Raw genomic sequence first — 20,348 nt, 5'->3', positions numbered from 1 at the left:
GTCAATTTTTTAGGAGGTTGTTTGAAAAAATTGTTGGGATAAAGCACGAGGGTCGGAGGCATAAGGCAGACCTCACAAGCCTAAACGTCTCTACTATTTATCGTCTTTCCCAGCGCAAATTAGAATCCATAGCCAGGCAGTTGATACCAAAAGTGCCTGACCTTCAGCGCCTGGCTTGCCCAATAAATCCTTGCCGGTGAATCCTTGGAGACTTTCTTTCCCCGTGCAATGGCGCCGAGGTGGTGAAAAATGACCAGACATCAGCTAAGTCCTGTTGCCCAAAGGATGGTTGGATATGCACGAAATAGATGGAGGCCGAGAAAGTGTTTAAGCTTTTTTGCGTTTTCCAGAGCGGTGAAGTATACTCTTTCGGGAAGATCACTGAAGGGGGTGAAGCATGTGCGAGGCTAAGGCTTTCCTCGTAACAGATGACCGGGAAGAAGAAATAATGCGAGATGTCATCCTGGTCCAGCCCGAAGGCGACAGTTTTGTCCTCATAAACCTCCTCGGAGAACAGAAGCTCGTCCGAGGGAACATAAGGCGCATTGATTTTCTCAAGCACACTATTGTGCTGGAGAAGAAGTAAACCCTTGGCCATGGAGGATCTGAGAGGTTTCATTGATTTGCTGGAAGAAGCGGGAGAATTGGCCCGCATAAAGGTTAATGTTTCCCGGGAGCTGGAGATTACAGAGATAACGGATAGGGTGTGCAAGGGCCCCCCCTCTCTAAATCGGGCCCTTTTCTTTGAAAGGGTTGAAGGCTTTTCCATTCCCGTTGTGACCAATCTCTTCGGCAGTGAGCGCCGCATGGCCATGGCCCTGCGGGTTCAAAGCCTCCAGGAGCTGGAGGAAAAGGTAGCCAGGCTCCTGACCCCCGATATCCCCTCCAGTCTCTCCGAGGCTTTCAGACGCGGAAAAGAGTTCGCAACAGCCCTCAAAGCTCTTGCTCCAAGGCCTAAAATCCTTAGAAAAAAAGCCCCATGCCAGGAGGTGCTTTTAAAAGGCAAAGAAGCCAACCTTTTGAAGTTACCCATCCTCAAGTGTTGGCCCATGGATGCCAGTTATTACATAACCCTTCCCCAGGTTGTAACTCTGGACCCCATCACGGGGAAAAGGAACGTGGGGATGTATCGCCTTCAGGTGATTGATGAACAGACTCTCTTGGTTCACTGGCAACGCCATAAGGGCGGAGCGGAGCACTCCAGAAGGGCCCTGGAAAGGGGCGTAGATAGGATTCCGGCAGCAATTGTTCTGGGAGGAGACCCGGCTGCCATCTGGTGCGCATCAGCTCCTCTGCCCCAGGATGTAGACGAATACATTCTGGCCGGATGGCTCAGGGGAAAACCCCTGGAGATGACCAGATGCATAACTCAGCCTCTGGAAGTCCCCGCCCGGGCGGAGATTGTGATAGAAGGATTCGTGGACCTTAAGGATTTGCGCCAGGAAGGACCTTTTGGAGACCACACCGGTTATTATACCCCGCCCGAACCCTTTCCCGCTTTCCACGTCACCGCCATCACTACCCGAAAAGACCCAATCTACCCGGCTACGGTGGTCGGGATACCCCCAATGGAAGATTATTGGATGGGGCAGGCTACTGAGAGGCTTTTCCTTCCGGTGATTCGGCTGGTTCTCCCTGAGGTGGTGGACCTCCACATGCCAGCGGCTGGCGTTTTCCACAACCTTGTGATTGTTTCCATCCGCAAACGATACCCGGGCCAGGCTCGCAAAGTTATCTTCAGTCTGTGGGGATTGGGCCTTATGATGCTGGCCAAGGCGATAGTGGTGGTGGACGAAGGGGTCAACATCCGCAACCCACAGGAGGTAGCGTGGTATACTCTCGGGAATGTGGACTGGAAAAGGGATGTGGTGATAGTGGAAGGGCCTGTGGATCACCTGGACCACGCCTCTTCCCAACATTCTTTCGGAGGAAAGATCGGCATAGACGCTACCATTAAAACGCCTGAAGAAGGTCACCACCGCCCGTGGCCCGAAGTGGTGAGAATGAGTCCCGACATTAAGAAGGCAGTGGATGAAAAATGGCCTGAAATCTTAAAAGCGCTGGGAGGCTAAGTGCGGTCATTGCGTCTCTTTCTGGAGATGATAAAGTTTGAACACACAGTTTTTGCTCTGCCTTTCGCTTATCTTGGGATGCTTCTGGCCGCTGAAGGCTGGCCTACCTGGTATCAATTTTTCTGGATAACCGTGGCTATGGTTTCGGCCAGGACCTTTGCCATGAGCCTCAATCGCCTTGTGGATTTGCCTTACGATGCTCGCAACCCCCGCACAGCTGGTAGACCGCTGGTTACAGGGGCTCTCAGGCCCGCAGTAGCATGGATCGCTGTTTTTGTTTCCCTATCAGTCTTCGTTTTATCCGCCTGGATGCTGGGGCCCCTGCCTTTTCGCCTTTTGCCTTTAGCCCTTGTCTTCCTGGCTGGCTACCATTACACCAAGCGTTTCACCTGGCTTTCACACTTTATCCTGGGCTTCACCGATGGCCTCGCCCCCATGGGGGCCTGGGTAGCTGTAAGAAATTCCCTATTTACTCAGGAAGATTTGCCCGCCTGGCTCTTGCTGGTTATCGTTACCCTGTGGATAGCAGGCTTTGACCTCATCTACGCCTGTCAGGATGTGGAAGTGGACCGCAGGGATGGACTGTATTCCATACCAGCACAATTTGGGGTGGCGGCCGCCCTGCGCCTTTCTTCTCTCTGCCATGTGGGCATGGTGCTGGGCCTTGTGGCCCTCGGGTTTATCTGTGCTTTGGGGTGGCCCTACTGGGTAGGCCTCGTTTTGTGCTCCCTGCTTCTGGTCTACGAACATTCTATCGTCAAACCAGATGACCTTTCCCGGGTGAACGTGGCCTTTTTCAATGTGAATGGCTATATAAGCCTCGCCCTTTTCTTTTCCACATTAATAACACTTTTATGGAGGTAGGAACATGAGGCTAATGGCTTTGCTGATGCTCACGCTCGTTCTTTCTTCCTGCTCTCTTCTTCAACCGGCAAGGCCCGTGACCGTGCGGGTTGGGGTGTTGCCTATTCTGGACGTCCTTCCCGTCTACGTCGCTGAAGCCCAGGGGTATTTCCCGAAAAACATAAAAGTGGAAATTATCCCAGTGGCTTCCGCCGCCGAAAGAGACCAGCTTATGGTTGCCGGTCAGCTGGACGTCATTATCAACGATTTGATCTCAGTAACCCTCTACAACAGGGATAAACCTCAAGTCCTAGTGGTTAGAACCGCAAGGACTGCCACCCCTTCTTTCCCTCAGTTTTACATCCTGGCCTCCCCCAAAAGCGATATCAGAGAAGTTAAAGACCTCAGAGGGGTCGAGATCGGGATATCCGAAGCCACGATAGTCCAGTATGTGACCGAGAAGCTCCTTCTGGCTGAGGGTTTGAAGCCTGAGGAAATCAAAGGAATTCCTGTCCCGAGGATACCGGACAGGATGGCAGCCTTGGCTTCAGGGGACCTGAAGGCAGCCACTTTGCCTGATCCCTTAGCCCTTTTGGCCATACAGCAGGGGGCCAGGCTTATCCTGGATGATTCCCGCCATCCCCAGTACAGTTTAAGCGTGTACTCCTTCCGGAAAGCCTTCGTCCAGGAGAATCCCGAAGCAGTGCGGGCTTTCCTCGGGGCTATAGAAAAGGCCATCAAGGACATAAATTCCGATAAAGCCAGGTGGGCAGGCCTTCTGGTGGACAAAAAATTAGTGCCCCCCGCCCTAACCGGTTCCTATACTATTCCCGACTTTCCGTCTGCTTCGGTGCCGGGGAAGGAGCAGTGGGAAGATGTGGTGAAGTGGGCTCTGGAGAAAGGGCTTATAAGTTCGCCGCTTCCATATGAGGAATCAATTAAGGCTGAATATTTGCCCAGGTGAAAGGGGAGGCTTTTGTTGAAGTAAAGGCTATAACCTTTGCTTACCCTCGCCAGCCTCCTCTTTTTGAGGGGTTCAGCTGGTGGATAGGGCGAGGCGAAGCATGGGCCGTCATCGGGCCTTCAGGGTGTGGTAAAACAACTCTCCTTTACCTTCTGGCTGGCCTCCTGAGGCCCCAGAAAGGAGAGATTACCGTGGGAGGTAATCCTCTACGGCGCCCGCGGCCCGAGACGGCCCTCATCCTGCAGGATTACGGTCTTCTGCCCTGGGATACGGTGAGGGGTAATATAGCCCTGGGGCTGCGCATTAGGGCGTTCTATGGCCCCGACGGCCTCCATGCTCCCCGGACTCCCCTTCCGAAAAAACCGGACATTTTAGTGGAAGCCTGGCTCCGGCGCCTTGGTCTCCAGGAAGTGGCCGACCGCTACCCCTCTCAGATCTCAGGAGGCCAGAGACAACGGACAGCCATCGCCAGAGCCCTTATCCTTAATCCTGACCTGCTCCTCATGGATGAGCCTTTTTCATCCCTTGACGCTCCCACTCGCGAGGATTTAGAGAATTTAACCCTTGAGCTCCAGGCCGAAACAGGCCTGACCACAGTGGTGGTCACCCACAGCATAGAAGAAGCGGCCTTTCTGGGGCGGAAAATCCTCTTCCTTGGTCGGCCTCCTCACACCAGAGCCATTATTGTGGAAGGCCCTGGTCCCGACCGCTCCCACCCCGATTACTTTAAAGTTTGCTCCCTCCTCAGGGAGATGCTCAATGAAGTCAGGAGGGGTTAAATGTCCAGGCGCAGCCTCGTGGTGGCTTTCGCCATCCTTCTGGTTCTCTGGCAGACATTGTCCCTGGCCATCAACAGGCCTATACTTCCGCCACCCTGGGAGGTCTTGAAAGCCTTTTTCCTGGCCCTGCCAGGAGAATTGGGCCGACACCTTCTTTCCAGCCTCTGGAGAGTCCTGGCCAGTATAACCCTTGGAATAGCCACAGCAGCCCCCCTAGGCATCGTCATCGGCCAGAGCGTTTACCTGAACCGCCTCTTTTCCCCTTTCCTCTATCTTCTTTACCCTATTCCCAAAGTGGTATTTGTCCCTGTGGCCATCCTTTTCCTCGGGCTTGGTGATTTGCCAAAAATTCTGATCATCTTCCTCATCATTTTCTTCCAAATTCTAGTGCTGGTGAGGGATCAGGCGGCTTCCTTAAGACCGGAGTTAATCCTGTCGGTGAGGAGCTTGGGGGCTGGAAGGCGCGCCCTCTTCCGCTTCGTTTATTTACCTGCAACCCTCCCGGCTATCTTCACAGCTATACGCCAGTCTACAGGCACGGCCATAGCGGTGCTTTACGTAGCCGAGCTCTTCGCCACCCGTTACGGTCTTGGTTACTATATTTACATTACGGGAAGCACCCTCTTTGATTATCCTGCTATGTATGCCGGGATACTGGCCATGAGTCTTCTGGGGCTGAGCCTTTACTTCGGAGTGGACTGGCTCGAGAGGAGAGTCTGCCCCTGGCTCTTTGTCCACTCTCAGTGAACAGGCCCTTGGATGCAGCGCTATAGCTTTTCTTTCCGCAGTTCGCTCCAAGTGATGTTTCTCTAATGGGCCCGATTGCAGGAGCTCCCCTTTCGGCAGCAGCCTGGCCCGGGGGCGGCCGCGGGGACAAGTGGGAGTGTGCTTCGGCTCCAGCGTGAAGCACCGGGCTTAGCCCTCAGTGAGGCCAGGGCTTGCTTTCCCACCTGCGGGGATTTATAATGAAGGGGGAGAGATGCATGGCTAAAAAAGGAAAAAAGCAGGTAAAAATTTTTCGCCTTGATATTGTAGGAGGAGTTTTAATCCTGCTGGGATTTTTTACTCTCTTCAGCCTTTTGCCCTCTCAAAAGGGTACCCTCACGGGACAATGGTTGAGATTTCTGAGTCTGGCTTTTGGCTGGGGTATTTTTCTTTCCCCCATCCTCATGGTAGCTACGGGGGTTTTGCTCCTCCTATATAAGGCCGGAAGAGTTTCAAGGGGAGAAATTTTTCGCCTTTCCGCCGGGTGGGCCCTGTTCATTTTCATTCTGGCAGCCCTTCATTACCTCTTTGCCCCTCATGATCCAAGGGGTTTGGCCAGCGAGGGCAAAGGGGGCGGATTTCTGGGCTGGATCGTGCTGGAGATGCTGAGAACGGCTCTGGGGACTGCCGGAGCGCTCGTGTTCATCTTGCTTTTCTTCATCATTTCCCTTTTTGTAGCTCTGGGCCTTCCACCCTCCAGAGCAGTGGAATCACTGCGGATCTTAACCGGGAAAATCCGCGAAACCATAAAGTTCTGGAGGCTCAGAAAGCCTGGGATAATTGTTCCGAGGCCTCAGAGGCCAGGGGAAATTTTTTATCCTCCCCCCAAGATCATAGGGGTAAAACAGCGCTGGCAGCTTCCAATAATCCACGAAATCCTGGAGGAATACACGGAAAAAGAGATTGAAGAGGCTGAAATCCGCCGCAAAGTCAGGATCATTGAAGAGACCCTCGCCGGCTTCGGGATACCAGCGAGGGTGGTGGAGGTTAACCGTGGCCCCACTGTAACCCAGTTTGGGGTTGAACCGGGATTTGTGGAGAAGAAAGGGCCAGATGGCCGGCCCCTGAAGGTTAAGGTTAAAGTTTCCAGGATAAAAGCTCTGGCCAACGACCTGGCCCTTGCCCTTTCAGCAGCGCCCATCCGCATTGAGGCACCCGTCCCGGGCCGCTCCTACGTGGGAATTGAAGTCCCCAATACCGAATTCTCCCTGGTCTCCCTGAGGGGGGTGATGGAATCAGAAGAATTCCGCCGCAAAGAATCCAGGCTCAAGATAGCCCTCGGGCGCGATGTTTCCGGCCGCCCCGTAGTAGCTGACCTGGCTTTGATGCCTCACCTCCTCATTGCTGGAGCCACGGGCTCCGGTAAAAGCGTGTGTATCAACTCCATGGTCACGTGCCTTACCTGCATAAACACTCCTGAAACCCTGCGTCTCATCCTGGTAGACCCCAAGCGGGTAGAACTGGTTCACTTCAATGGTCTTCCTCACCTGGCCCTCCCCGTAGTGGTAGAAGTGGAAAAGGCTCTTGAGGCTTTCCGCTGGGTTCTGAACGAAATGACCAGGCGGTACAGGCTCTTCTCCCAGGAAGGAGCTCGAAACATAGAAGAGTATAACCAGATTATGGCTTCCAGAGGCCAGGATATCCTTCCTTACCTTGTCCTTATTGTGGACGAACTGGCTGACTTGATGCTCATGGCTCAAGAAGAGATGGAGGGGATGATAACCCGGCTTGCCCAGATGGCAAGGGCTACAGGAATTCACCTGGTTATCGCTACTCAGAGACCGAGCGTTGATGTTATCACCGGCCTTATAAAGGCTAATTTCCCCGCTCGCATAAGTTTTGCTGTCACCAGCCAGGTGGATTCAAGGGTTGTCCTGGATTCGGCCGGAGCTGAAGACCTCTTGGGAAAGGGCGACATGCTCTTCATGCCTCCGGATTCCACCCGTCTCATACGCATCCAGGGGTGCTTCGTCTCTGAGAGGGAGATAAAGCGTCTGGTGGATTTCTGGAAGGCGCAGGGCCCGGGTGAACCTCTCTTCCCCAGGATATACCAGGAACCGCTGGTTAAACCCTCCTTCACACCTCCAAAACCCCGTCCGGAGGAAGATGACCTCCTGGATGAAGCCATAAGGCTTGTCCAGGAACACGGCAGAGTTTCCATTTCTTTTCTCCAGAGGAAATTGAGGATAGGTTACAACAGAGCTGCAAGGCTGATGGAGCTCCTGGAAGAAAAGGGCTTATTGGGCCATAAAGGTGAGAAAAATGGGGCTGTCTGAAAATTAGGTTAAATTGAGGGGAGGCATAAAGGGTATGAACAGGGCCAAGATATCTCTAACCAAGCTTATAGAGATAGCCAACGCCTTTTGTAATCAGCATCCCAGACTTTATAAGCGCGGACGCCCTCCTGTTTACGAGGAAAGCCTTGTTCTCTCTCTCTGGGTCTTTAAGCAACACCATCATCTTTCCTGGCGTAAGTTAGAATCCTTAGCCAGGCAAATATTACCGAACGTGCCTGACTACTCCACCCTGTATTATCGGGTTAGAACGCTCCCGCTGGAGCGATGGGAGGAATTCAATGCCTGGCTTGCCCAACAAGTCCTTACCGGTGACTCCTCAGAGATTCCCGGGGAGAATTGACATCTTTCCACCTTAGGGATAAAATGAGACAAACTTCCTGTGGGAGGCATGGCCATGGTTCCCCCGAAAGCCAATGTGGTTATAATAGGAGCTGGAGTGAACGGCCTCAGCACTGCCTACCACCTTGCCCTCAAAGGCATCAGGGAAATCGTGGTTGTGGAAAAGGAAAAGTTCATAGCTGCTGGTTCAACGGGCCTTTCCGCTGGAGGCATCCGCCAGCAATTTTCCACCGAAGTTAACATCAGAATGGCCATGTACAGCGTGAAAAAGTTTGAGAAGTTCAAAGAAGAGATGGGCGAAGATATAGGATTCAATCAGGTGGGTTACCTGTTCCTGCTGACAGACCCCGAAGAAGTAGAGCTTTTCCGCCAGAGTTGTTCCCTCCAGCGAAGCCTTGGCCTGGAAGTAGAATGGCTCGGACCCGATGAAGTCCGCAAGCGCTGGCCCTATATAAATGTTGAAGATGTCCTGGCTGCCACTTACTGCCCAACTGACGGTTACGCCGACCCTTATTCGGTAGCCAACGGCTATGCTAAGCAGGCCCGCCGCCTTGGAGTTCAGATTGAGCTGGAAACAGAAGTTGTTGGAATAAAGGTTGAGGGAGGTAAAGTAAAAGGGGTCGAAACCACCAGGGGCCCCATTGATGCTCCCATAGTGGTGAACACTGCTGGTCCGTATGCCCGCCTCATCGGCAAAATGATAGGGGTTGATATACCCGTTGACCCCTACCGACGCCAGGTTTTCATTACCGATGCTTTCCCCGATATCCCGCCTGACTGGCCCATGACCATTGACTTCAAACATCACTGGTATATGCGCAAAGAAGGGCCAGGGCTTCTTATGGGGATGAGCGATCTGACTGAACCCCCAAGTTTCAACCTGAACGTGGACTGGAGTTTCATGGAGAAAGTAGTGGAACATGGGATAAAACGCATCCCTATCCTGGAGAAAGCCCGCATTATGAGGGGCTGGGCGGGCCTTTACGAGGTTACCCCCGATAGCCAGCCCATAATAGATACAGTTCCGGGAATTGAGGGCTTTTATTGCGCTGTGGGGTTCAGCGGCCACGGTTTTATGCTATCCCCGGCCACTGGCCTTGTGATGTCTGAACTCATAACTGAGGGCCGGTCAATAACTTTTGATATCAGGGATTTTCGCTACAACCGCTTCGCCGAAAAGGAAATAATGGGAGAAAAACACGTAATCTAAGCCATGAGCGAAATCGTTATCCTCAAGGGCGATATAACCGCAATAGAGGCCGATGCTATAGTGAATGCGGCTAACAACAGGCTCTGGATGGGTAGTGGGGTGGCGGGAGCCATAAAGAGGGTCGGAGGCGAAGAAATTGAACGGGAGGCTGTAGCCAAGGGGCCTATAAACGTCGGGGAAGCGGTAGCCACAGGAGCAGGCCGCCTAAAGGCTCGCTACGTCATCCACGCTGCAGCCATGGGATACGATGATCAGGGCCAGATGATACCCCCTTCCCACGAATCCATCCGGAACGCAACCCTGAATAGTTTGCTCCTTGCCGAAAAGCTCGGCCTCAAAAGTATAGCTTTCCCCGCTCTGGGGACAGGAGTTGGGGGCTTTCCTTTAAAGGAAGCCGCCGGCATAATGCTAAAGGCTGTCCGTGCGCACCTGGCTGGGGGCAGCGGTCTGGAAAGAGTAATTTTTGTGCTCTTCGGAGACGAAGCCTATCAAGCCTTTAAGGAAGCCTTTGAGGAGGTGTCTGAAGGGTGAGGCTTCTGGGATTTTTAGGCAGGCTTTTCAGGAAGCGAACTCAAGACTGGAAGAAGCTAACCCAGACCCTTATAGGATCGCCTGATCCCAAAGCCAGGTGGGAGGCGGCAGAGGCCCTCGTGGGTTCGCCTGCGGAGCCGGAACTGCTTGAGGCCTTGGCCAGAGCTCTGGGTGATGATCATCCTTTCGTCCGGTGGAAAGCAGGAGAAGCCCTTCTCTCCATCGGAGGAGAAGAGGTGATACGGCTCCTTTTGGAGTTACTCAACCGAAGAGATTCGGTCTTTCGGATGGAAGCGGCCCGGCTTCTGGGCAAGTTTAAGGATTCCAGAGCGGTGGAGAGCCTCTCCAGAGCTCTCCGGAGCAAAAGTGAGCTGGTGCGTTGGAGCGCCGCCGAGGGCCTCCTGGATATTGGCGATGAAGAGGCGATAAATTGCCTTAAAAAGTTTACAAACGACCCGGCGTGGGGGGTGCGACGCGCAGTGGCTCTTGGCCTTGGAAAAGGGGCTATTCCGAAAGAGGAAGCACTGCCCTTGCTGGCTGAACTGGCAAAGGATTCCCACCCGACCGTTCGTTCAGCAGCGGCCAGAGCTATGGGTAACCTGAGAGCACCTGATGCTGAGCCTGCCCTGGTGACCCTGCTCAGGGATCCACACCCTCAGGTGCGAGCTGAAGCGGCCTCAGCCCTGGGCCGGATCGGAGGGAAAGAGGCCCTTGCTTCCCTCGGGAATCTTCTGGAAGACCAGGAGATGGTCTTTGGGGAAACCATAGCCAGCCGGGTTAGAAAGGCCATAGGCCTTATAAAAAGGCGCATGCTCCTGGCGAAATTGCCAGGGGTGGGCAAACGCTTTTCATCGTTTTCTTAAACCATAGCAAACCCTAGGCAACATGGGGGCGCACATTAGAAACGACGGCTTCTTATTGGAGCTAATGGCCAGGAAAATACGGGAATGGGGCCTCAGAGAACCGGCCATTTTAGCCCTCAGAATTGCCAGGCCTATTGGCCCAATCTTAGCTAACGGCCTTTTCTTCCTGGAACCCTTCATAGGTTTGGGAAAAATGAAACCCCTTGCTGGCCTTCTGAGCCAGCCAGAAGAACTTTTGGCCCTTCTGGAAGGAGAAAACGATGAATGAAGCAGGCCTTGCCTTTCTCATCTTTTTCCTCCTGTTTCTGTACATCGCCTTTATAGAAGTAAGGCTGAGGGGTAAACCCGACCTCAGGCCAATTCCTGCCTTGGATTTCTTGAGGGGCGTTTTCCAGAAAGCCATAGAAAGCGGCAAACCCCTCCACATCTCCTCGGGGACGGGCACCATAGGCGAAAAGGATACCGCCGAAACCAGAGCTGGCCTGAGCCTTCTGGAGTATGCCCAGAGGCAGGGAAGCCGATACGGCGTTCCCGTTATCTCTACCTTTTTCCACCCCGCCCCTATGCTTTCAGCTTACGATTTCAAGAGAAAAACCGGCGCAAAAGATGGGCGCATCTACTTCATTGCCCCGGAGAGAGCAACCTATGCAGCCGGCGCAGCGGAGGTTCTTAAGAACGAGAGGCCAATCCTTCACCTGGCTGTTGGACCTTTCGGCTATGAGTTTTTGCTTTTGAGCGAAATGGCTAACAGCCAGGGGATTGACCAGGTCGCTGGTTCCGTAGACCCGGCAGTTCTTCCCTTCGTCTACTCTTCAACGGAACATTACCTTTTGGGAGAGGAAGTTTTTGCTGCTGGAGCTTACCTTTCTGGAGAACCCCATGCCCTGGCTGGCATTATAGCTCAGGACGTGATGCGCTTTATTTTAATAGTTGGGATAGCCCTGGGGGTTATCCTTAAAACGCTGGGGGTAATATGAAGAAGGCACTGCCTATCCTGGTGGCGATCCTTACAGGCCTTGTGATGGTGCTTGATTTCTTTTTCGTCCATCCAGTTTTGGACCCGATGGGCAGGGTTTTGCTCCAGTGGGCGGTGATTGTGACGGCTTTCGCTATGCTCACGGGTCTTCTGAATATCTTCCTCGTTCACGCCTCAAGAGTTTTCCGTCGGGAAAAGGGCTGGGGCTATAGCATTGTGGTAGTTTTAGCTATGTGGACTGTCATAGTCTTTGGTTTCATAGACCCGGCTGGACCTCACGGGCTGGTGGTCAGCTGGGTATTCCGTTACGTTCAATACCCCCTTCAGGCTACCGTTATGGCTCTCCTGGCCTTCTTTGCCCTGTCAGCTGGTTACAGAGTTTTCCAGAAAAGAAGCCCTGAGGCTACCATAATGCTCCTCAGCGCTTCCCTGGTGCTTCTGGGCTACGCAGCCGTTGTTAGCGACCTTGGAGGACCTGTAAGCGCTATCAAGGACTGGATTATATCGGTCCCGGCTATGGCTGGAGTGAGAGGCATATTGCTTGGAGTCGCCCTGGGGATTATAGCGGCAGGCTTGAGAATAGTAGTCGGAATGGACAGGCCTTATACTGATTGAGGTGCCAGGATGATTTATTGCCCTAACTGCGGGACAGCTAACCGGGAAGGAAGCAAATACTGCAACCAATGTGGGGCTCGCCTCTTCCCTGAAGAGGGGGTCAGATGCCAGATATGTGGGACCGTTAACCCGCTGGGGCAAGAGAGATGCCTGAACTGTGGGGCTTCTCTGAAATTTGCTCCGGTTATTGAGGAAAAACCACCGGAAGAACTGCCCCATGTCCCGGTATTTCCCGAAGAAGTGATTTCGGAAATTCCGGAGGAAGAGCTCCCCGATTTTCTCTCCGACCTGAGACTAAAAATTCAGGAAATGGCCATGCCTGAAGAAGAAAAGCCCGAGTTTATCCCGGAGGAGAAGCCCCCTGTAACCGCTCTGGAAGAGAGAAAACCACCGGTCATAGTAGAATATCCGGAAGAAGAGCTTCCGGACTGGCTTAAAGAAGCCGAAACAGTTGTTCCTCCGGTCGAGCCTTTTGCTCCGGCTGAATGGCTTAAAGAGGTGGAAATCCCCTGGCTGGAAGAGGAAACTGTAGAAGTTCCGGTACTGGCCGAAATACCTCCCTGGCTTGAAGCCCTTCGGCCTGTGGAACGACCTGTTGAAGTCCCCAGCATGCCCGAGGAAGAGGCCGAGGAAGAAGGAGCCCTGAAAGGGTTGAAAGGGGTGCTGAAGCCCGCCGCGATCTTTATGCCTCCCGAAAGAATATCCATCCGCAGGGAAAGGGCTGAGCTGGGTCCTGGCAGGGAAGAAATCCAGAAACTACTTAAGCTGGCCCCGATCGCACCCTCGGTGAAAATTAGAGTTCCAGCCAGAAAAGTCCGCACCCACAGATTTATTTATTTTGTTCTCTTCCTGGCGGTGCTGGTGCCCCTGCTTCTGGGGTGGCCCTCTATTCCTTCAGGTTCTCCTCCAACTCCACCCGGAGTGGAAGCGCTTTTCCAGACAGTAGAGGCCCTTCCTGAAAATTCCCCTGTACTGGTGGCATTTGATTACGAGCCATATATGGCTGGGGAAATGGAAATGATAGCCTCCCCGGTCCTTGCGCACCTCAGGGACAGGGGATGCTCCCTGGCAATCCTCAGCTTGAACCCCACGGGTCCGGCCTTGGCCCAGGGCCTGATGGAAAAACTCGGCTTTCGTTATGGGGAAGAATTTGTCAACCTCGGCTACATACCCGCAGTGGAAGCGAGCCTTCGGGCTCTGGGCATTTCAGTTAAAGAGCTCGTAGAGTACGATTACCTTTACGGTGAACCTCTGAATTCCTTTCGGGCGTTCCAGGGTATAGAGAAATTCACTGATTGGAAATTGGTGGTCATGCTCAGTGCGCAATCGCCTGCTCTTGTGGGATGGATCGAACAGGTGGGCTCCATCCATCAGGTTCCGATGGTTGCAGTGGTGATAGCGGGTTTGAAATCTTATGCCGAGCCTTACCTGAATTCAGGGCAATTAAAAGGGTTACTGGGGGGTGTGACTGATGCCGCTCTCTACGAAGCCCTTCGGGGCAAGCTATCGGAATCGGCAAGGGCAGTACCCGTGCAAGCCTTTGCCATTGTAATTGCCCTGTTCATAATCCTGGCCGGAAGCCTCATCCGGGGCAAAGGGGCCGTTTAAGGCAAAAAGGAGAGATTTATGATTAACCTTGACGTGTTGGGCCAATGGGTAGCTTTTGCTTTAACTTTGATAGTTTTCAGCTACCTGATAAAGGATAATTTCCTATACCGGCTGGCCCTTCACATCCTAATAGGAGTAACTGCAGGGTATGCCTTCTTGGTAACCTACGTAGCTATCATTGAACAGAAGCTCCTCTTTCCTCTCCTTCAGGACCCTCAGGGCAACATCAGTTTGCTGGTCCCGTTCGTCCTCGGAGTTCTCCTTCTGACCAAGCTTCTGCCCAGGATGGGGTGGCTCGGGAATGTATCTCTGGCTTTTCTTTTTGGCGTTGGAGCAGCCCTGGCCGTAGGGGGAGCAATAGCCGGAACTCTATGGCCTCAAGTGCGGGCCTCTATCCTGCCCCTCAATCCCGCTCAAACGGGGGTCGGGAAAGCCCTCAATAACTTTATAATCCTGTTGGGAACCCTGAGCACGTTGTTTTACTTTTACTTTACCGGAACCCGCAGGAAGAGGCTCCTGAGAGCGTGGGCCTCTCTGGGCAGGACCTTCATTATGATTGCTCTTGGAGCTCTTTTCGCCACAGGCTTTGTCACTTTCGTGACCCTTCTGATCTCGCGTGTAAAGTTCCTGCTGGAGGCAGTAGGGTGGTAGAAAGGTTTGCAGTGGGTTCTATCCTTACAGTGGATTGGGGAAGCCTCTGGACCAAGGCCTTCCTTATAGACAGGGCCGATGGTAATTACCGTTTTGTAGCAAAGGGGTGGGCTCCCACCTTTGAACATGACCCTCTCAGGAGTCTGCAAGAGGCGATATCCAGGATAGAAAAAGCCACTGGCCGCCGCCTTACGGGTACTGAAGGCATGCCTCTTATCCCGGAAAGGGAGCTTGATGGCGTTGATTTCTTTACAGCCTCTGTGAGCTTCCCCCCTCCCCTGAAAGTAATGCTGATGGGGCTATCGGAAATAAGCCTTGAGGCTGCCCGCAGGGCTGTGAAGTGCTATTATACTAAAGAAACTGGCTCTTTCTCTTATCTGACAGAAGAAAGCCGGAATGCCAGGATCGAACGCCTCCTGCGCACTTTTAATGAAAACTTACCCGACCTTATATTGATAGCGGGGGGGGCGGAGAGGAGCAATCCGGCACCTCTTGTGGAAATGGCCCAGATGCTTTCCCTAGTTTACCCCCTTTTTCCGGTACCATGGAAGCCTCCTGTAATTTTTGCGGGAAACAGCGCAGCCTATGGCCCTGTGGAGGAACTCCTCAGCGGCCTGACGCAACTCCGATTGGTTGAGAACTTAATGCCTTCTCTTGAGGAACAAAACATTGGGACCCTCTTCAGGGAACTGGAGGAGCTCTACCGCCAGCTGAGGATTTCGGAAATATACAACCTGGGTTATTTGCGCTCAACCCTTTCTGCCCCCCTTATCCCTTCCCTTTCCTCCTTTACCCTGATAGTGCGTTATCTAAGCTCCTTATACGGTTTTGAGGGGGGCGTGCTGGGGGTAGATGCAGGCGGAACTTATATTACGATAATTGGCGCTAAGAAGGACAACTTCCTCACCGTTGTCCAGAGCGACCTGAGCCCCTGCCGGGCGTATTTTCTCCTTAAGGACCTGGAAAGAGTCACCCGCTGGCTCCCCATAGAAGTTGACCATGAAAAGGTGGCTGAGGCTATTCTGGAAAAAGCCCTTCGTCCTGAAACCATATCTCTTACGAAAGAGGAGCTCCTTCTGGAAGGAGCAATCCTCAGGGAAACGCTCATGGAAGCTTTCCTCACCGCTCAGGAGCCTCTCAAAGCCTTTTTCGGCCCTGAACTTTCGGTGGATATGATAGTGCTGACGGGTGGAGCCTTGAGTTCCTTCCCGATAGTGGGGTGGTTGACCCTTGCGGTGATTGATGCTTTCCAGCTTTCAGGGATAACCATGCTGGCGGTAGATAGACTGGGGCTCTGCACTCCCCTTGGTTCCCTTGTCTACATTAACCCTCAGGCTGTTTTTGAAATCCTGGAACGTGACGCTCTCACCCCGGTGGGCACAGTAATAGCTCCCTCGGGTTCCGCACCAGAGGGAACTGTCGCTATCAAAGCGGGCATCCATTTCGATGACGGAAGGTATTTGGAAGCGGAAGTAAAGGGGGGGAACATAGAGGTTATACCCCTGGCCCCCGGCCGCAAGGCGTCCTTAAAGATTAACCTTTCCAGAGGACTAAACCTCGGCCCGATACCGAAGGAATTGGAAGTAAGAGGTGGTATTGTAGGCATAATACTGGATGCCAGGGGTAGACCCCTGACCTTACCCGCCCGGCGGGAGAAAATCCAGAAATGGCTTCTGGGGATGGAGACATGAATTCCGTAAGGTCTATCCGCATAACGCCTTTTTCATCCATAGAAGTGGAAAGGCGACTCCCAATCCCGGGGGAAGTGCTGGTCAGGCCCGGAGAATCTGTTGAACCTTCCCGGACCATTGCGGTGGCTGAACTGCACGGCTGGGTGTGCCTTGATGTAGCCAGAGAACTTGGGGTCAAAGAGAATGAACTGGAACGCTTCCTGAAGAAAAGGCCTGGAGATAGGGTTGAAGCCGGGGAGGAAATAGCTTCCCGGAAAGGCCTTTTACCCTTCACTTTCGTAAGTTATACATCCCCTGTATCAGGGAAAGTAGCCGCCACAGGCATGGGAGTGGTAATTCTGGAAACGACATCGGGGAGCATAGAGCTCAAGGCCGGCCTGAAAGGGCTGGTAAGCCGGATAATCCCCTATTACGGGGCAATCATAGAAAGCAGGGGTGCACTGATAGAGGGGATATGGAGCAATGGGAAAGAAAGGGATGGCATTTTAAAAATCGTGGGGAGCCGGGAGAAACCCCTGCTTCCTGAAAACCTTCAGGCTTCGGCCAGAGGCTTCATTGTGGTGTGTGGCACCATCCAGGACGAGGAAACTCTTTCCAGAGCCGCCGCTCTTCAGGTAAGTGGTATTGTGACCGGTAGCCTGAAAGCCTCTTTAATAGAGAGAGCCTTAGCCATGCCTTATCCAGTGATTCTGACAGAAGGGTTCGGGCAAATCCCGATGAATTTGCCTGCCTTTGAGCTCCTCCACAGTTCAGAAGGCTATGAGGTATCTATCCTTGCCACGCCTCCTTCAATTTTCATATCGGTTCCGGGGGAGATCATAGCACCCTCTTTCAGAGCCAGAAAAGAAGGTAGTCCGAAGGTAAAAGTGAGCCGTGGGCCTTACAGGGGCCTCTTTGGAGAAGTGCTGGAATCGGGCCGAAGGGAGATGGTTCTGGAAAGCGGATACATTGTTCCTTCAGCTCTGGTTCGCCTGGAAAACGGCTTAGAAATTGAAGTGCCACTTGTCAATTTAGAAACGATCGAGTTTTAGAGGAGGGAAAAATGTCTACAGGGTTACCGAAATTTCCCTTGGGAAAGGGGCAGGATAGGATTTTTACAATGCTGGCTCTGGTGCTTGTGGTTATCCTGATAGCGGGCTTATGTGGTCTCGTTTTCCTCATGATCACAAGGCCAAGGCTTGCCACTCCCACTCCACCCACTCCAACTCCGCTGCTGGCAAGGCTCACCCCTGTTGCTACATGGACTTTTACTCCAACTCCGCCTTTAACCCCTACTCCCACCTTTACCCCTGTGCTGGCAGGAGCACCCACGCCGTCCCCCACGCCTTCCCCACCCACTCCAACTCCTACTCCCACACCTGGACCCACAGCTACTCCTCCAACAGGCTACGGCCTACCCTTGCTGGCGGCTGGATTCGGACTTTTCCTGCTGATTATAGCCCTTAGAAAGTTGCGCTCGTGAGGGGAAAATGGAAGAACTGATCCTTAAAAGCTTGGAAGAAGGCCGGCTCCCCTGTGAAAAAGCCTTTGCTATAGCCAGGAAGCTCAGGGTAAAGCCTTTAGCGGTTGGGCAAAAGGCAGACGAGATGGGGGTAAAGATAAGCCGATGCCAGTTAGGCCTTTTCGGGTACGAAGGCCAAAAGCTTGTCGCTCCCCTGAGCGAAGTTCCTCCTGAACTGGAAGAGGAGGTAAGACGCCGCAGCCGGGAGGGAAAACTCACGTGCGCGGAGGCGTGGGGTATAGCGCGGAAACTCAAGCGCAGTAAACTGGAAGTTTCCAGCGCGGCTGAAACCTTTGGTATTCGCATAACCCAGTGCCAGCTCGGCTGTTTTTAAAGGAGGCCCCATGCGTGTGGAAGTCTGGCTTTATGGCCCTCTGGCAAAGTATGGGGGAGGAGACCATTACGCCAAACTGGAACTGGACCTTCCCCCTGAGACCACTGTAGAGGACCTGCTGAACAGGCTTGGCATCCCTGCGGAGGAACGGGGAATAACGTTTATTAACGGGCAACTTTCGGCCATGCCTGGTTTCTACCCCGACTTGAAGGTGAAACTCGGAGAGGGGGATAGAATAGGGATATTTCACCGTAGAAGCATGTGGCCTTTCCAGTATCGCTTCGGGGCTAAGATGCATCCCGAAATGGAAGAGAGCATAAGGAAAGGGGAAAAGGGATTCCTGCGCCACTCTTACGGCTGAAGCCCGGGTGGCTATATCTCCCGGCATTCTGAACAGAGCCAATAAAGATGGGTTGCATTGACGCCTATAATCGTTCTATAAGCTATCTACGAATATCCGTTACAGATCGCTGTAACCTCCGGTGTGTTTACTGCATGCCAGAGCATGGTGTTCCCTTGAAATCCCATCATGAGCTTTTAACCCTTGAAGAAATTGTCAGGGTTGTAAAGGTTGCGGCTTCTCTGGGGATAACCAAAATCCGCCTGACCGGAGGAGAACCTCTTATCCGGCGAGGTATAGTGGAATTGGTGAGGATGATCTCCTCAGTTCCGGGGATCGAGGATCTGGCCATGACCACCAACGGCATCCTTCTTCCCTTTTTCGCGCACAAGCTTAAAGAAGCCGGGCTTAAGAGGGTAAACATAAGCCTTGATACCCTCAAGCCTGAGCGCTTTCGCCAAATAACAAGGGTCGGAAACCTGGAAGATGTGATCAAGGGCATAGAAGAGGCCAAAAGGGCGGGCTTAACCCCTATTAAGATAAACATGGTAGTTCTAGAAGGCTTCAATCGGGATGAAGTTGTTGATTTTGCCCGCCTTACCCTTCAGGATGAGTGGCATGTGCGCTTCATAGAAGTTATGCCAGTGGGATCTGAAGCGGAAAACAACCTGGGCAAATACGTTTCCATGCAGGAAGTGCGGGAAGACATTGAGAGAACTTTTGGGCCTCTTAATCCCGCAGACCTGAAAGGCAATGGGCCTGCTCGCTATTTCCGCCTGGAGGGAGCTAAGGGGACCATAGGCTTTATAACTCCTGTAAGCGAGCATTTTTGTTACGAGTGCAACCGATTACGCCTTACCTCTGATGGCAAATTAAGGCCTTGCCTTCTTTCAGAATTTGAGGTAGACATTAAAGCAGCCCTTCGGGCCGGAGCTACCGATGAGGAGCTAAGGGAAGTAATTAAAGAAGCTGTTCGCCTTAAACCTGAGCGGCACAATTTGGAGGCCTCATCTTTTCCCAGAGGCAGAGCAATGGCAGAAATTGGAGGGTAAAGCTTATGGGGGAAATTTTCTGGGAGATAACAAAAGCCCTGGAAAAGGGGGAAAGCGTGGCCTTAGCCACTATCGTGAGGGTCAGCGGGTCTGCCCCAAGGAAAGAGGGGGCTAAAATCCTGGTAAAACCTGATGGCTCTACTGTGGGCACCATAGGTGGAGGGCCACTGGAAAACGCCGTAATCCAAGAAGCTCTCAAAGCCCTTTCCGAGGGAAAACCTCGCCTCCTCCATTATGGCCTGAGAGCTGATCTGAACCCCGAGGATTTGGGAATATGCGGTGGGGATGTGGATGTTTTCGTGGACGTGATTTCGCCGGCGGAGACCCTTCTTTTAATAGGTGGTGGACATGTAAGCCTGGCCCTTGCCAAACTGGCAAAGGAAATGGGCTACCGGATTGTGGTGCTGGATGAGGAAGCGAAGTTCGCTTCAAGAGAACGTTATCCTTTTGCCGATGAGGTGCGGGCTGGCGAGCTCTCCTCTCTCTTGGAGGATTTTCCGATAACTCCTTACACACGGATAGTCATAGCCACCAGGTCCCATGAGAGCGATGCTCTCGCTTTGGAGAAAGTTGTAAATTCTCCTGCCTCTTACATAGGCCTGCTGGGGAGCCGCCGTAAGGTGACTCTTATCTTCAAGCATCTGAGGGAAAAGGGGGTTGAGGAGAGCTCTCTGGCCAGGGTTTGTGCTCCTGTGGGTCTGGATATAGGAGCTGAAACTCCGGAGGAAATCGCCATAAGCATAATGGCTGAAATGGTCCTTCACAAGCGAGGGGGCACTGGAAAGCCTCTGAGCAAATTTAAAGAAGGGGATACTGCTTAAAGGGTGAAGATTTTGGGGGTGGAAGGGGCGAAGCTCCCATCCCGTGGGGACTTTGGGGGTGTCCCCCAGAAACCTTAAAAAGGGAGCGATCAACCA

Annotated in this window: 24 protein-coding genes; all 24 read left to right on the top strand. The window is 52.9% G+C overall.

Features of this window, described 5'->3' with window-relative positions:
• On the top strand, positions 1 to 200 hold a 200-nt coding region (locus NZ653_08375), incomplete at its 5' end, for a hypothetical protein (protein ID MCS7287134.1).
• A gap of 197 nt (positions 201 to 397) precedes the next feature.
• A complete protein-coding gene (locus NZ653_08370; protein MCS7287133.1) occupies positions 398 to 586 on the top strand; it encodes a CooT family nickel-binding protein in 189 nt (62 codons plus the stop codon).
• A 4-nt stretch (positions 587 to 590) separates the two neighbouring features.
• On the top strand, positions 591 to 2,072 hold the full coding sequence (locus NZ653_08365; protein ID MCS7287132.1) for a menaquinone biosynthesis decarboxylase: 1,482 nt from the start codon (positions 591 to 593) through the stop codon (positions 2,070 to 2,072).
• Positions 2,073 to 2,936, top strand: a complete 864-nt coding sequence (gene ubiA / locus NZ653_08360; GenBank protein MCS7287131.1) for a putative 4-hydroxybenzoate polyprenyltransferase — start codon at positions 2,073 to 2,075, stop codon at positions 2,934 to 2,936. It abuts the gene before it with no gap.
• Positions 2,937 to 2,940: 4 nt separating this feature from the next.
• Positions 2,941 to 3,879 (top strand): ABC transporter substrate-binding protein, encoded by a 939-nt coding sequence (locus tag NZ653_08355; protein ID MCS7287130.1) that lies wholly within the window; start codon positions 2,941 to 2,943, stop codon positions 3,877 to 3,879.
• The gene (locus tag NZ653_08350) at positions 3,876 to 4,658 is read left to right on the top strand and encodes an ABC transporter ATP-binding protein (GenBank protein MCS7287129.1); all 783 of its coding nucleotides are present in this window, start codon (positions 3,876 to 3,878) and stop codon (positions 4,656 to 4,658) included. The genes NZ653_08355 and NZ653_08350 overlap by 4 nt, the downstream gene beginning before the upstream one ends.
• Entirely contained in the window at positions 4,659 to 5,405 is a 747-nt protein-coding gene (locus tag NZ653_08345; protein MCS7287128.1) for an ABC transporter permease, read from the top strand.
• Between the two features lie 236 nt (positions 5,406 to 5,641).
• Positions 5,642 to 7,699: a DNA translocase FtsK 4TM domain-containing protein gene (locus tag NZ653_08340; GenBank protein ID MCS7287127.1), complete on the top strand. Its 2,058-nt coding sequence runs from the start codon at positions 5,642 to 5,644 to the stop codon at positions 7,697 to 7,699.
• A 34-nt stretch (positions 7,700 to 7,733) separates the two neighbouring features.
• Positions 7,734 to 8,060 carry a hypothetical protein gene (locus tag NZ653_08335; protein MCS7287126.1) on the top strand — a complete coding sequence of 109 codons (327 nt, stop codon included), beginning with the start codon at positions 7,734 to 7,736 and terminating at the stop codon, positions 8,058 to 8,060.
• A gap of 54 nt (positions 8,061 to 8,114) precedes the next feature.
• Positions 8,115 to 9,269 carry an FAD-binding oxidoreductase gene (locus NZ653_08330; protein MCS7287125.1) on the top strand — a complete coding sequence of 385 codons (1,155 nt, stop codon included), beginning with the start codon at positions 8,115 to 8,117 and terminating at the stop codon, positions 9,267 to 9,269.
• A 3-nt stretch (positions 9,270 to 9,272) separates the two neighbouring features.
• The gene (locus NZ653_08325; protein ID MCS7287124.1) at positions 9,273 to 9,800 is read left to right on the top strand and encodes a macro domain-containing protein; all 528 of its coding nucleotides are present in this window, start codon (positions 9,273 to 9,275) and stop codon (positions 9,798 to 9,800) included.
• Complete coding sequence (locus NZ653_08320) at positions 9,797 to 10,663, top strand: HEAT repeat domain-containing protein (protein ID MCS7287123.1); 867 nt, start codon at positions 9,797 to 9,799, stop codon at positions 10,661 to 10,663. Before NZ653_08325 ends, NZ653_08320 begins: the two co-directional genes overlap by 4 nt.
• A gap of 64 nt (positions 10,664 to 10,727) precedes the next feature.
• Positions 10,728 to 10,931, top strand: coding sequence for a hypothetical protein (locus tag NZ653_08315; protein ID MCS7287122.1), 204 nt, complete (start codon positions 10,728 to 10,730; stop codon positions 10,929 to 10,931).
• Positions 10,924 to 11,640, top strand: coding sequence for a hypothetical protein (locus tag NZ653_08310; GenBank protein MCS7287121.1), 717 nt, complete (start codon positions 10,924 to 10,926; stop codon positions 11,638 to 11,640). The genes NZ653_08315 and NZ653_08310 overlap by 8 nt, the downstream gene beginning before the upstream one ends.
• Complete coding sequence (locus NZ653_08305) at positions 11,637 to 12,254, top strand: hypothetical protein (protein ID MCS7287120.1); 618 nt, start codon at positions 11,637 to 11,639, stop codon at positions 12,252 to 12,254. Before NZ653_08310 ends, NZ653_08305 begins: the two co-directional genes overlap by 4 nt.
• A gap of 9 nt (positions 12,255 to 12,263) precedes the next feature.
• Positions 12,264 to 13,862, top strand: a complete 1,599-nt coding sequence (locus NZ653_08300; GenBank protein ID MCS7287119.1) for a zinc-ribbon domain-containing protein — start codon at positions 12,264 to 12,266, stop codon at positions 13,860 to 13,862.
• Positions 13,863 to 13,880: 18 nt separating this feature from the next.
• Positions 13,881 to 14,513, top strand: coding sequence for a hypothetical protein (locus NZ653_08295; protein ID MCS7287118.1), 633 nt, complete (start codon positions 13,881 to 13,883; stop codon positions 14,511 to 14,513).
• A complete protein-coding gene (locus tag NZ653_08290) occupies positions 14,507 to 16,204 on the top strand; it encodes a glutamate mutase L (protein MCS7287117.1) in 1,698 nt (565 codons plus the stop codon). Before NZ653_08295 ends, NZ653_08290 begins: the two co-directional genes overlap by 7 nt.
• Positions 16,201 to 17,235: a hypothetical protein gene (locus tag NZ653_08285; GenBank protein MCS7287116.1), complete on the top strand. Its 1,035-nt coding sequence runs from the start codon at positions 16,201 to 16,203 to the stop codon at positions 17,233 to 17,235. The genes NZ653_08290 and NZ653_08285 overlap by 4 nt, the downstream gene beginning before the upstream one ends.
• 11 nt (positions 17,236 to 17,246) lie before the next feature.
• Positions 17,247 to 17,666 (top strand): hypothetical protein, encoded by a 420-nt coding sequence (locus NZ653_08280; protein ID MCS7287115.1) that lies wholly within the window; start codon positions 17,247 to 17,249, stop codon positions 17,664 to 17,666.
• Between the two features lie 7 nt (positions 17,667 to 17,673).
• Positions 17,674 to 18,039 (top strand): hypothetical protein, encoded by a 366-nt coding sequence (locus NZ653_08275; protein MCS7287114.1) that lies wholly within the window; start codon positions 17,674 to 17,676, stop codon positions 18,037 to 18,039.
• Positions 18,040 to 18,049: 10 nt separating this feature from the next.
• Positions 18,050 to 18,400: a MoaD/ThiS family protein gene (locus NZ653_08270; protein ID MCS7287113.1), complete on the top strand. Its 351-nt coding sequence runs from the start codon at positions 18,050 to 18,052 to the stop codon at positions 18,398 to 18,400.
• A 47-nt stretch (positions 18,401 to 18,447) separates the two neighbouring features.
• Positions 18,448 to 19,431, top strand: coding sequence for a GTP 3',8-cyclase MoaA (gene moaA / locus NZ653_08265; protein MCS7287112.1), 984 nt, complete (start codon positions 18,448 to 18,450; stop codon positions 19,429 to 19,431).
• A gap of 5 nt (positions 19,432 to 19,436) precedes the next feature.
• Complete coding sequence (locus tag NZ653_08260; protein MCS7287111.1) at positions 19,437 to 20,252, top strand: XdhC/CoxI family protein; 816 nt, start codon at positions 19,437 to 19,439, stop codon at positions 20,250 to 20,252.
• Positions 20,253 to 20,348 lie beyond the last annotated feature (96 nt).

The sequence above is a fragment of the Anaerolineae bacterium genome (genome assembly GCA_025062375.1).
Classification (GTDB): domain Bacteria; phylum Chloroflexota; class Anaerolineae; order SpSt-600; family SpSt-600; genus SpSt-600.
This window is presented reverse-complemented; position numbering and strand designations above follow the sequence as displayed.

Bases quoted from the DNA above. Each gene is read 5' to 3' on its own strand.
- NZ653_08275 (MCS7287114.1), top strand. From the start codon at position 17,674: ATGGAAGAACTGATCCTTAAAAGCTTGGAAGAAGGCCGGCTCCCCTGT.
- NZ653_08280 (MCS7287115.1), top strand. From the start codon at position 17,247: ATGTCTACAGGGTTACCGAAATTTCCCTTGGGAAAGGGGCAGGATAGG.
- NZ653_08340 (MCS7287127.1), top strand. From the start codon at position 5,642: ATGGCTAAAAAAGGAAAAAAGCAGGTAAAAATTTTTCGCCTTGATATT.
- NZ653_08270 (MCS7287113.1), top strand. From the start codon at position 18,050: ATGCGTGTGGAAGTCTGGCTTTATGGCCCTCTGGCAAAGTATGGGGGA.
- NZ653_08285 (MCS7287116.1), top strand. From the start codon at position 16,201: ATGAATTCCGTAAGGTCTATCCGCATAACGCCTTTTTCATCCATAGAA.
- NZ653_08330 (MCS7287125.1), top strand. From the start codon at position 8,115: ATGGTTCCCCCGAAAGCCAATGTGGTTATAATAGGAGCTGGAGTGAAC.
- NZ653_08260 (MCS7287111.1), top strand. From the start codon at position 19,437: ATGGGGGAAATTTTCTGGGAGATAACAAAAGCCCTGGAAAAGGGGGAA.
- NZ653_08300 (MCS7287119.1), top strand. From the start codon at position 12,264: ATGATTTATTGCCCTAACTGCGGGACAGCTAACCGGGAAGGAAGCAAA.
- moaA (MCS7287112.1), top strand. From the start codon at position 18,448: ATGGGTTGCATTGACGCCTATAATCGTTCTATAAGCTATCTACGAATA.
- NZ653_08325 (MCS7287124.1), top strand. From the start codon at position 9,273: ATGAGCGAAATCGTTATCCTCAAGGGCGATATAACCGCAATAGAGGCC.
- NZ653_08370 (MCS7287133.1), top strand. From the start codon at position 398: ATGTGCGAGGCTAAGGCTTTCCTCGTAACAGATGACCGGGAAGAAGAA.
- NZ653_08305 (MCS7287120.1), top strand. From the start codon at position 11,637: ATGAAGAAGGCACTGCCTATCCTGGTGGCGATCCTTACAGGCCTTGTG.
- NZ653_08355 (MCS7287130.1), top strand. From the start codon at position 2,941: ATGAGGCTAATGGCTTTGCTGATGCTCACGCTCGTTCTTTCTTCCTGC.
- NZ653_08315 (MCS7287122.1), top strand. From the start codon at position 10,728: ATGGCCAGGAAAATACGGGAATGGGGCCTCAGAGAACCGGCCATTTTA.
- NZ653_08345 (MCS7287128.1), top strand. From the start codon at position 4,659: ATGTCCAGGCGCAGCCTCGTGGTGGCTTTCGCCATCCTTCTGGTTCTC.
- NZ653_08295 (MCS7287118.1), top strand. From the start codon at position 13,881: ATGATTAACCTTGACGTGTTGGGCCAATGGGTAGCTTTTGCTTTAACT.
- NZ653_08310 (MCS7287121.1), top strand. From the start codon at position 10,924: ATGAATGAAGCAGGCCTTGCCTTTCTCATCTTTTTCCTCCTGTTTCTG.
- NZ653_08335 (MCS7287126.1), top strand. From the start codon at position 7,734: ATGAACAGGGCCAAGATATCTCTAACCAAGCTTATAGAGATAGCCAAC.